The organism is Pedobacter xixiisoli, assembly GCF_900215335.1.
Lineage (GTDB): Bacteria > Bacteroidota > Bacteroidia > Sphingobacteriales > Sphingobacteriaceae > Pedobacter > Pedobacter xixiisoli.
In genome coordinates, this window is sequence record NZ_OCMT01000003.1 from 281,679 (window position 1) to 294,560 (window position 12,882).

Consider the following 12,882-nt stretch of genomic DNA (forward strand, 5'->3'; position numbering starts at 1 on the left):
GTTTTGAACCCTCAAACGCATGCAAAAATCTACTCTATTATTTGCCGCATTCTCACTTTTATTGATTTTATCACTTTGTTCCTTAGCCGCTAATGCACAAGTTACTGCTGCAAATTACTACTATAACAATTTTGATAACGGATTATTTGGTAATGGTTTTACAGAAACTACATCTAATTCTGCGCTACAAATATCTGCTACTGCCCCTTTGTCGGGTACACATTCTTTAACTAGCACAGCTAACGGCTTGTCTTCAACTTATAAGATGCCCCTCGTAACAGAGAACACCAACCTAGATGACGAGACATTTGGCTGGGAGTGGACCTTACTTTATCGAAATAACGGAGCTGCTACTGATAATTCCGACGCAGTAGATAATGGCGAAAATGCATGGAAATATTGGCTATCAAGCAACAATGCTAATCCCGCTACTGCTAATGGTTATTTTTTAACTCAAAATGGAAATCAAATTTCCTTGAGATACAGAATTTACAACGGAGGTTATCCTTATCACGATGATTTAGTGAGTTATTCGTTGCCTAATAATGGTGTAACTTATGCTATTCGTGTGCAGCGAATTAAAAGACAGGGACAATACGTGTGGCATTTGTTTGTGGACGAATACAATTCCAATGCTAAAAATCAGGCAAGTACAAGTAGAGGGTTGTCATATCATTCTTCCATGAATACGTATGCAAATTCGGGTTTTCAAATCAGTTCTACGTCTGCCAATCGCTTTAACTTCGATGAGGTAAAGATGTATAGCATGAAGCTTAGTATTTCGGGAGCTAATGATACCGCCTATGGCATCAATAATCCTTTGTATCCAGGTTTAGAAAACGCAGCGATATATGGTCTTAAGATAGAAACAAGAGGTTACTTTGATATCTATCAGTTAAGAATTTCTTTAACGGGTAACATTACAGGCATAGTTGAGGGAACGATGAAGTTAAACAAGTCTAAAGATGCTTATTTCGGTAATGCAGATGATAGCCATGTTGCTAATTTAGATTACTATAACGATAAGATCCATAATTATAATATCTCCGACTCGTTTTACTCAATAGGCGAAGCAGATGGTTCCTTGTCTTTGGCCTTTTACTACTATATTTCGGTTAATGTAAAAGCCAGTCCAGCCAATGGAGCTACGTTTTCTATTTCTGGTGCGCCAGAACTAAATGGTTCTAATTCGCAAGCTAACTATGCTAATAGTGGAAGTGTGACTAATATAGGTACTGCACCAACAAATACAGGAAGTGTTCGCGATTGGCTGGGTAGCGTTTCCAGTGACTGGAATAATGCTGCTAATTGGTCTCCCAATACTGTTCCAGGTGCTACTGATTTAGCTCAAATTGGTGTTATGTCATTTGATAATCAACCAAGGGTTTCTGTAAATAATATGGTTGGTAATATTGTTTTCGGTACAGCCAAAGCTGCTATACTTACAGTGGGTGTTGGAACTAAGTTAACCGTTAACAACAATATAAATAGTAAAAGCAACGCAACCATAAATGGTGATGGTTCTGTGGATGTAAAAGGTACTTACTCGTCTATGTCAGCTTCTTCTTCAACGGTTACAGGAAGTATTGCATTACTTACAGTAAATAACCTAACGGTGAATAGTCGGGATGCAGCTGTAGGTTATGTTTCTTCTGGTGGAAATACCGTCATCAAAAATACGCTTAACATTTTAGGTGCTGATCATCTTGCTTCTTTCTTGTTAACGAATGATGCGGTCGTGACGTTTAAAGGATCTAATCCAATTTCTTTAAGTGGTAATTATTCTGTTTCGTTTGCCGATGGGACAGTGGGTTATGCTAGTGAAGTTCAGCAGTTGGTTCCAGTTTTTGGCTATAAAAATATCAGCTTTGCTGGTGCCGGCGTAAAAAAAATAGCATCCGGCACTTTGTATGTATCTGGGAATTGGAGCTCTTCTGGCGGAAAAGTTGATTTATTATCTAACAATGCTTCGCTGAATTTTAATGGTTCAAATCAAGTAATTGAAGATTTTGATAGCGATGCTGGAAACGGAATATCTTTCGGGAATTTGTTTTTTAATGGAGGTGTGAAAACCTTGTCCGCTGCTGGGAAATTCAATTTGGCAGTGAGCAAATATTTAACTTTGGGTGCTCATACTACTTTGCAAACTTCTGGCAGCTTAACTCTCAAATCAAATGAGTTTGGTTCTGCTTCAGTGGCTTCTATTCCTGCAAGTGCTTCTATAGTAGGGAATGTTACTGTAGAAAGATATGTGCAAGGCGGAAGTAAAAGCATGTGGCGCACCTACAGGATGTTTTCCTCACCGATATATGATAATGAAAATGCAGGTCACAGAACTTATAGCTTTACGCAATTGATAGATGACATGTTGATCACCGGCAGGTCTGAAGGGTTTGATCAATTGGGGAATAGCGCAACCTCAGCTTGGACCTATAACAATGGTTTTATTGCTATCCCGAGCATCAATACTGCTGTTGATGTAGGTAGGGGTGCTTACGTATTGTATCGCGGTGATAGAAGCAATCCTAGCGGAAAAGTTTCAACTCCCTATGTCGATGCCGAATCAATTGTGATGACCTACAAAGGTGAATTAAATCAGCAATCTATTACCGTGCCTTTAGAGCATGGTAGTACTGGTTTCAGTATGTTGGGAAATCCATATGCGGCAACGATAGATTGGAACGCCCTTACTAAAACCAGTAATGTAGGTTATGTAATTAGAACATGGAATCCAAGTAACAGGCAGTATGCTACCTTTAATGGTATGGACCAACTAAATGGAGGTTCTCAGTTTATCGGCCCTGGTCAGGGTTTCTTTGTTCAAACAACTGATGGCAATTCTCCCTCTGTAACTTTTACAGAAGATGCGAAGGTGAGCGATGTTGCACAGGCTTTACCGAAGTATAATGTGGTAATGGCAGTTAGAGAGTCAAATTTTGTTGGGGAAGTAGCTGCCAGAGTATCCAATTCGATAGAAACGCCAGCAAAAATTAGAATAAAACTAACTAGAGATGGCTATGAAAATGAAGATGAGACATTGGTGGTGTTTAAGCGTGATGAGTTAGCGAGTTTTGCGGGCTACGATGTGGAAAGGTCTGGAGGTGAGGCCGTATTTTTATCAAGTTTATCTGCTGAGAAAACCAAAATGGCAATCAACTACATGCCTCATATTTCATCTATACAGGCGGTAGATTTAGATGTGAACGTGTCTAATAATGGTGGCTATAAAATGCACTTTAATCTAACAGGTGTTCCTACGGGTTACGAAGTTAAGTTGAAAGATAAATATTTAAATACGGTTACCGATTTAAACAACCAAGAAACAGTTTATTCCTTAGCTATCGATAGGGCTGTTGGTTCTTCATTAGGCGATAGGTTTGAGCTTTTAGTAGGCCCAGCAACCACCTTGCCAGTAGTGTTAACAGATTTTACAGGTGATAAAGCAAATAACGGAGTGTTGTTGAAATGGAAAACTAGTTCAGAGCTTGATAATAGTCTTTTTGCCATTCAAAGGGCTGGCGATGATCAAAGTTTTACCACTATAGCAACCGTAAATGCTAATACCGATGGCTTTTACAGTTTTTTGGATAAAACGCCTTTAAATGGCAATAATTATTACAGGTTAATTCAGGTAGATAATAATGGAACCCCAAGCATTTTGCCCAAAATACTGAACTTTAAATTTGATTTAAATGGAGAAAATGGGATAGTGGTTTATCCAACCATTGTTCAATCTACTTTTACTATAAAATTTAATGGTAGCCTTAGTTCAAAAGAGTACATGATTAAAATTGCTGATGTTGCTGGCAAAGAGGTTTATCGTAAAAAGGTAAGTAAAGATGAGATGTATGCCGGCTCTGTTGGAGAATTTTCAGCAATGCCTTCTGGTGTTTATTTTGCCACGTTGTTTGATATCAACAATGGAAATAGGCTTGGTGTAACGAAATTGATGAAAAGATAATTTGTGAACTATACAGGTGCTAAGCAGACTTAAATTATGTTTTGCTTTTATTTTTTTAAAAAAAATAAAACTAAAAACGCAATTAATGGTTTCTAGGTATTGCTTTAATGCTTAAAATTTTCGATTTTAGCTGAATTATTTGATTTACAGAGCAATACATCTTCTCTGTAAGATCATTATTTTAACGGCTATCTATGAGAATTTTTACAAAAAAAGTAAAACTAGGTTTTTTCTTTTTGGTTTTTTTTGCGGCTAATAGTTTCACTGTTTTAGCGCAAGATAAGCTATTGGTACTTTTGCCAGGTGAAACATTTACACCTGGAATTGGAAAAAGTGGTACTCCAAATCCCACAACGCCCAATGCAGCTGTTACAGTGAGAGTATATGCGGTTGATGCTGGTAACAATGTGTTAACTAGCGTTAACGATAATGTAACACTTACTTCTAGTGATGTAAATGGACAAATGCCTTTGATGGCGCCATTGTCTTCTGGTGCGAATACTAGTTTTTCTGTAAGATTAAGAACTGCGGGTACAGCAACGATTACGGCTACAAATGCTGGGAATACGCTTTCTGGCGTTAGTTCAAGTATAACAGTAAATAGTGGTGCATATACTAGATTGATTATGCTAATGCCAGGAGAAACGCCGGCTCCAGGTAGCTCTCCAGGTAAAACAGGGACGATTACTCCACAATTAGCTGGGATACCTTTTGATATCACCGTATTAGCTGTTGATAGTTATTTTAACGTGGTAGCTACGGTTAATGACGAAATTGCCATTACCAACCAAAATGCATCAAATGACACTTATACACAACTGCCTCCAAATGCAAATCTATCCGCTGGAGTAGGAACATTTAATGTAATTTTACGTAAAGCGCCAGCTAATTATAGGCTTATCGCCACAAACGTGGTTGATAGTAAAACAATATTGGGGCCATCAATAACAGTTAATAGAGGGACTTATTCGAAGTTATTAGTGATCTTACCTGGTGAACAACATGATCCTGGCTCTATAACAGGAAAGACTGTCGCTTTGCCATCAGATAGAGTTGCTGGTAGCACATCGCCATCTATTACAGTTTATGCAACAGATGCTTGTTGGAACAGAATAACCGCAGGAGCTCCCACTAACTCAATTAGTATGTCGACTGATGATCCAGCTAGTACTAATCCATCTAATAAAAATATGGGTGCAACTGGCTCCGTAACTTTCTCGCCTGCTTTAAGAACTGCAGGAATGCTTTACGCTGTTACTGTCGCAGATCAGACTCAAAACGGAGATATTGAATCGTATACATCGCCGCTAATCAATGTAATTCCAGGTGGCTATTCCAAACTGATACTTATTTTACCTGGCGAAAACTCTGCACCGGGTATCGCTGCTGGAAAACAGGGAGCACCTGATGACCAAGTGGCTGGACAACCATTTCCAGTTTTGGTTAGAGCAATTGATGCTTTTGGAAATACAGTAACTACTGTAAATAATACTGTCACTTTCGTGGCAACTAATGATGGCTTTGCTCAGCTGCCACCAAATACTTCTCTAATTAATGGCGAGTTGACGGCCTCAGCAACGTATCGTATAGGTAATGCTACTAAAAACAGAACTTTGAGAGTAAGGGACGTTGTTGATAACACAAAAACACAGATAAGCGCTGCATTTGGTGTTAGCGTAGGAGATTATGCTGGTTTATTAGTCATTCTTCCTGGAGAGGGCTACCAGGCAGGTGCTCTTAACGGTAAAACAAATGCGCCCATCGGAAACCAAGGATTGAATCAGCCTTTTCCTATCACGGTTAGGGCTGTTGATGCTGCTTTTAATACGATAGTTGGCATGAACGATCTGGTTGCAATTAGCTCTAATGATCCATCGGCAACTTTTTCACCTCAAAGCGCCCAATTGGTTAATGGAGTAAAAACTAATTTTTCTGTAACACTAAATTCAGCAAGCAGTTCAACTACTATTACAGCTACAATCACAAAACCTGATTTAGTAACCACTTATACTTACACAACAGGTTTTATCACAGTGTTAGGGGCTAGTTCTCCTAGCGGCTTTTTCAGAAGTGCTGTTACGTTAGGTAATTGGAGCAACTCATCTAGTTGGGAGAGTTCTGCAACTGGCGGCGAATCTGCTACTGATTGGCAGTCGGCTACTATTACGCCAACCAATGCCGCAAGTGGTATCTTGGTGAGAAACGGTCATACTATTGATATCATAGCGAATCTTATCGTTGATGACGTAATAATACAAAATGGGGCTATGGTAAATCATACCGCAGGTACACTAACAATTAACAATGGCCCTGCAGCCTATGATTTCTTAGTAGAAGGAACATTTCGTAGTGCTAGTGTCGTTACTAATAATGGCGTATTGCGAGTAGCGAACTTGGCAAAATATCAGCATAACTCAAATTTGGCTACAAGAATAATTCCTGTGGTAGATTGGGCTACTGGATCTACTTGTGAAATTATAGGTTATACCAACTATGCTGGAGATGTGCCAGGTAGTAATCAAACTTTTTCTAATTTCGTTTGGAACGCCTCGGGTCAAACTGCGGCGGGAAGTCCTTCTCTTTTAGATGGATTCCAAGCTAGAGATTTTACCGTGATTTCTACAGGATTAGGTACCTTAAACCTGGGCTCTGTTGGCGGAACAGCCATCATTACCAGAGATTATTTACAGAGTGACGGTAAGGTCGTGGTGAATAAGACTTCTGGCATTCAGAATCTAAGATTTGGAGGTGATGTAAATGTAAGTGGAGGAACTTTTTCAATGGGAAGCGGAACTGCCAATGTGATATTCGATGGCGGCACTCAAAACATTGAGGCTGTTGGTAATATAGAGTTTGGAAACGTTACTTTTTCTAACAGCGGTACCAAAACTTTAAATAGTGGCAGTTTTTCTTTAGCAACTGATGGAGTACTAACAATGAATCCTTCAGCTATTTTGAATGCTAACGGTAAGCTAACCATCAAGTCTAATGCCAGTGGCTCTGGAACTATTGCAGCTATTCCTAATTCGTCTTCAATTATCGGTGACGTAGCTGTAGAGAGATTTATTCAAGGTGGTGGTAAAAATCCATTCAGAACTTACAGAATGTTCTCTTCTCCTATCTATGATAACGGAAATCCTATTGATAGAACTTATAGCTTTACGCAATTTATAGACAATATGCTCATCACTGGTAGGTCTGCAGGATTTGACCAATTGGGCAATAGCGGTACAAGTGCTTGGACTTATGATAATGGATATGTAGCTATCCCAAGTATAGATACGAATGTTCCTGCTGGTAAAGGGGCATATTTACTTTACAGAGGTAATAGGTCTAATGAGACTGATAAAGTGGCAACGCCTTACGTAGACCCTGAAGATGTGGTAATGGACTTTAAAGGAATTCTTAACCAGCAAGATGTAACTGTTCCATTAACTTATGCCGTTGAAACTTCGGGCTTTAATCTATTGGGTAACCCTTATGCATCAAGTATCAACTGGGATGCCGTTAGTGCTGCACAAAAAGCAGATTTGGAAGATAACGTGATTTCTATCTTTAATCCAGCTCTTAGACAATATGCTACTTATGACGGTGTAACCAGTGCTAATGGTGGTAGCAATATCATTCCTGCTGGACAAGGCTTCTTTGTTAAAGCTAAATCAGGAGGCGGTTCATTTACTTTTACAGAAAGTAACAAAGCCTTGGATATGCCTGCAGATTTGTTAATGGCTGTTCCTGTTGGTGATAATCAAACAGCAATGTCTTCTAGTGGTAAATTGTCTGTGGCCAATGCCAGAAATGTTTTTTCTGCTAGTCCTCAATCAGAACTTAGAACATGGTTGAAAAAAGAGGAAACTCCTTTTAAAGTAGAAACCGTTGTTGTTTTTAAAGATGGAACTTCAGCAGATTACGTTTCAAAAGAAGATGTGTCATACGCTAGAGGAAGTGATGTTTACATGTCGAGCTTAACCAATGACAATAAAAGAGCAGTAATTAACTACATGCCGGCAATTGTAGAAACTACTAATGTTGCTTTAGATTTGGATAGTTTAAATGCATCTGGAAATTATGCTTTAGAGTTAAATTACACTAATATCCCAAGTGGTTATTTGGTTAAACTTACCGATAATTATCTTGGTACATCTGCTTTTGTAGAAAACGGCACTGATTATAGTTTTACTATCGATAGAAAACAACTGGCGAGTTCAGGGCCATCTAGATTTATTGTCTCTTTTGAAGCGCCTGTAACGCTTCCTGTTACTTACAATACACTATTTACGGCAGCTAAAACTAATCAAGGTGTGGCATTGAAATGGAGTACAGCAACCGAAACTAATCATAACAGGTTTGAGGTAGAAAGAGCAGCAGATAACGGAGTGTACGAGAAAATTCACACAGAATTGGCAAAGGGAAGTGGTTCTTCTTATTCGTTTATCGACAGTAACCCATTGTTAGGCAACAATTATTATAGATTAGTGCAGTACGATAACAATAACACCTCTAAGGTAACTTCGCCTCAAGTTATAAATTATACTGGTGGAATTGAATCTGCTACAGATTTAGTAAGCGTCTTCCCTAATCCGGTAATTTCTAATTTCACGGTTAAATTTAATGGTGTTTTAAAAGCTAACCAACAAACCATTAAAATTGTAAGCGCTGCGGGGAAGATTTTATTAACCCAAAATGTTTCTAAAACACAGTTGATTTCTGGACACGATATCGCCATAGCTGATTTTGCAGCTGGAGTTTACATTTTGGAAGTTTATGAAAATGGAACCCAGCGAATAGGACAAATGAAATTGATTAAGCAATAGCATTGCTTGTCCACTAAAATAGAAGGGCTGTACATAAATAAAATGTACGGCCCTTCTTTTTGATTATGCCGAAGCATGGCAAGCTGTAATGATGTCGCTAAGAGGATGATTATTAGAATGCTATCGTTATTTCAATCTTTTCTTTCTGAGGAAATAGATTTGATAGATAAAACACAATGCAAAAGCCCGATTATTCTTTTGTAATCGGGCACTGCTTAAACCAAATTCAGATTTAAATAACTAAATGATCCAAGCCTCATTCGAAAGGCCTGAATCATTTTATGGGTTTGTTTATTACAATTTAGCAATCTTTTTAGAGTAGATTTTATCCTTAACTCTGATGTTCAAAATGTAGGTGCCTCTAGGTAATTTAGAAACATCCAGATTGTCAATGATTATTCCTGTTTGATTTCCTTTATTTCGTTCGTAAACTTTCTGTCCAACAATATTTACAATGCTGACAATTACTGGCTGGGTTTCGGCTAATTCAAAGGCTACGGTTAAGTCTTGAGAAGCAGGAAGAGGGAATACGCTTAATTTAATTTCGTTGTCGCCCTTGCCACCAGGTAGAAAAACAAACTCTTCGGAAATAGAAGTACAGGTTGCATTGATTGCTGCCCAAACTTGATATTTTCCTGCTTTTAAAGGCTTATAGTTACGTGCGGTTGCACCTTCTATTTTTTCGCCATTAACATACCATTGGTTTCCAGAAGCTACGCTTGACACCAATTCTTCACCATTTTTAATAATGGCCAATTTAGAGACTGGAACTTCAACTCTTGCAACAGCTAAGCATCCAAAAGCCTTAATTTTTAAATCGTAAAAATAGTAGTAGAAAGAACCAGGTTGTGCCGCATCGTTACTAATGATGTTAAAAATATCTAACTGAGAACTTAATGGATAGATAGAACGTGGGACGCTATTGTTCCTAAAAATGGTAGCATCGTCCTCATAATCTGTATGTATGGTGTAATTGCCTGCCGTAGGAAATTTAAGGTTGAGGGTATAGACTTGTCCCTGGTCGGTTAAATCATCGCTAGCTAAACCAGCTACAGGCACGCTTCTAGTTGCAGTTACTTTTACGGTACTGCTAGAAACCTCAACGCCAATATTGTTTTTTACGTAAAACCTAATGGTTCCCGAATGACCAATATATAAACGGGCACTTTCTAATAAAGCTGGTGCAAAAGTACGGACACTGACACCTCCGCTAGTCTGTAAATAAGTGCCGCTACCCAATCTTGCTTCGTATTTATTTACTGGCCCAAATGTACTGGTATATTCATTTAAACCTGCAAAGTAGCTATTGTTAGTAGGCTCTTCTGTGGTGGTGATACTATTTCCCTGAGCAAATGGAGTAGTCGAAGTAGCATCTTTGTACCAGTAAGTGACACCATCGCCATTAGCTGATAATTGATATTGCTTATTATTATCGCAATAAAGTGCAGATTGGTCGACGAGACTTGGAGGCAGACTTATCTGTTCGCTTTTGCTAAATTCATCGTTAGAAGAAATAGGATCTATATTCAGCGAAGTTTTTGCGGTAATACTGTAGGTTTTTCCAGCTACAGCCGCATAAAACCCGGGAAGAGAGAACTCACGCTCTTCAGAAGGTTTAATTTCGTTTGTAAAAGTACCATTAAGTGTTGATACAGTAGTGCTGCCATCTTTTACGGTTACCGTAACTGGGATATTTGAAATGCTTTGTGTTCCGAAGTTTCTAATTACTACCGTAACTTTTTGTTGAGTATTAGCGCAGTTGCTTAGTGGCTCATTAATGTTAGTAATACCTACATCAGTGCTCAAGTTCAGAAATTTAATCCTGTAATCTAATGTTTCTCCTTTATTGTAGGTACCACAAGATTGTACATTAGCTGCATCATTAGTTTCAGCTAATACCACTCTTAGCAGCGAAAAATTATTAACATTTACCGTAGAAGGAACGGTTATGTTTGCCGTTAGTTGTCCATTACCATTGATCACATTACTAGTCGCTACTATTTCATTCGCATCATTAAAATCGCCATCACTGTTCCAGTCTATAAAAACCTTCGCAACTTTGTTGAAATTTGCGCCACAAGTTCCTAATGATAGCACCAATGGATATGTTCTTGCTTTTTCCAACTCAACGGTTTGATTTGTAAAATCGTTATACGAAGTACATCCCGAACTTGCAGTGTAGTTGATGTTAGCCAAACTCAAGCCTGTAATTTTCGAATCATTGGTAGAGCTTGGTGCCGAAGCGCAATAAGGATTTCCTCCAATACCAGTAACAACTACAGAATAAGCCTGAGCGCCTCTTTGCAGTGTTCCTTTATGAGAAATGGTAAAAGTATAGGTCTTCCCAGGAACGGCATTCGCAATATAGATCTGCTCTACGTTATCTCTAAAATTATCACCTTTGGTAGCAGCAGCGGCTGGATTTGCCGGATTTAATACCCATGGTAAAAATGTATTGCTTCCATCATTAGCTCTCAGGTCTAAATCGTTCACTAGCCTAAGTGATGGGTTATTAAGTGCATCAGCCACAGGAATCACATCTATTTCTGGGTCGGTCCAACTAATGGTAGCGATAATTGGTCCATCTCCAGAAGCAACTACGTTAAAAGTTTCGGTACCACCTTGATTTAGTACCTTTTCACTCATCATGCTTTTGGTACCTTTATTTAAAATTGCTTTTGCGGCACTTTCTGTGTTCATGAGACCCCAACCAAATATATAATCTGGTCCCGGATTTGCACCAGCTTCGCTTGCCGTTCCTATGGTTAATGCTTTTAGTGTGGCGGCTCTCATAAAAGCACTGTTTTTTTGGTTATAGAGTTCTTGTAATAGCACTAAAGAGCCGGTAACGCTAGGAGCAGACATAGATGTTCCAGAGTAAGTTGTATAACTTGCACCACCGGCAGCGTTACTGGTAGAAGTTACATTCACACCATCTGCAGAAATGTCTGGTTTTATCCTGCCATCATCAGTAGGTCCCCAAGCACTAAATGAAGAAATGGTGATGTCGCTTGGCGTAACCGTTCCGTAAGGCAGTGGATTAACAGCTGCTACAGTCATTACGTTTTTTGCTACCGAGTAGGTGCCTAAGATATCATAGCCATCGTTACTAGAAATTCCAGCAGGCCTAGCTCCGGCATTAACCAAACTTCCGCTTGCATTAAAACGATAATAATTTGCACCAACTGCTGGGCCGTTACTGCTACGGTAATTCCCCGCAGATTTTACAGGCAGATAGAAAGGAGCATTGTAGCAAATCCTATCCCATTCTTTAGCATCGCTATCATAATAGCCAAATTTGTAATCTTCATTTGCACCAGCTTGTCCTCTAAACTCCCATCTATTCGGAATAGCGCTTGTATTTTCATACCAGCCAGCAATAGTTCCGTAAGAATGATTAGAAATAAGTAGAGAAGCCGCGTAGCTTGACATCTCAGAATTATCGTTATTGAAATCAAATGATAATAATTTTGGTAGTCCGTAAGCCATACCTTTGGCGTTTGGGTTTTTACCTTCTGCCATGATTGTACCAGCAACGTGGGTAGCATGGGTAGAGGTTACTACAACACCATCCTTGATTTCTACTCTATTCGTTGCAAATTCGGTATGCGTGGTTAAAACTGACCCTCCATCCCAAATTGCTATTTTATCATTTGGCATGGTACTTCCACTTAAGTTTAGTCCAAGCGAACCACCTGTGTAAAGTCTATTTGTATTAATTGTTGCTGCCGAAATGGAATTGTTTTCTGTGATTTTGTACAGCGGCATTCCGAAATCATCTACACAATGTAACGTAAATACTTTTCCTTCTTTGGTAACGCCAAATGTTTCCCATCCTTTTTCAGCCGCCAAAGAGAAGGCACGTGAACGCTTCGTATGCTCTACGTTTTGAAGAAATACCGCATTTTCCTTTAAAAAAACTGTATTGGTTTGATTTTGTTTATTAGCTTGAGCATAAAGCCTGCTGGGGTCAATAATGCAAAACAATGAAAGGAGAGAGAGCGTGGATAGGTATTTTAAGCTACGCATTTAATAAATCTAAATAAATGATTAATTTAAAGACAATTTTACGGATAATTCATGACTTACATTAAAAAGATAGCATTT

General features: G+C 38.8%; 3 protein-coding genes. 2 read left to right on the forward strand and 1 reads right to left on the reverse strand.

The window, feature by feature from the left end:
• Nucleotides 1-19 precede the first annotated feature (19 nt).
• Complete coding sequence (locus CRO54_RS13415) at nt 20-3,961, forward strand: autotransporter outer membrane beta-barrel domain-containing protein (protein WP_097132590.1); 3,942 nt, start codon at nt 20-22, stop codon at nt 3,959-3,961.
• Nucleotides 3,962-4,155: 194 nt separating this feature from the next.
• Nucleotides 4,156-8,775, forward strand: coding sequence for a T9SS type A sorting domain-containing protein (locus CRO54_RS13420; protein ID WP_097132591.1), 4,620 nt, complete (start codon nt 4,156-4,158; stop codon nt 8,773-8,775).
• 294 nt (nt 8,776-9,069) lie between these two features.
• Here CRO54_RS13420 and CRO54_RS13425 read toward each other — a convergent pair whose 3' ends face one another.
• Nucleotides 9,070-12,804 (reverse strand): S8 family serine peptidase, encoded by a 3,735-nt coding sequence (locus CRO54_RS13425; RefSeq protein ID WP_097132592.1) that lies wholly within the window; start codon nt 12,802-12,804, stop codon nt 9,070-9,072.
• Nucleotides 12,805-12,882 lie beyond the last annotated feature (78 nt).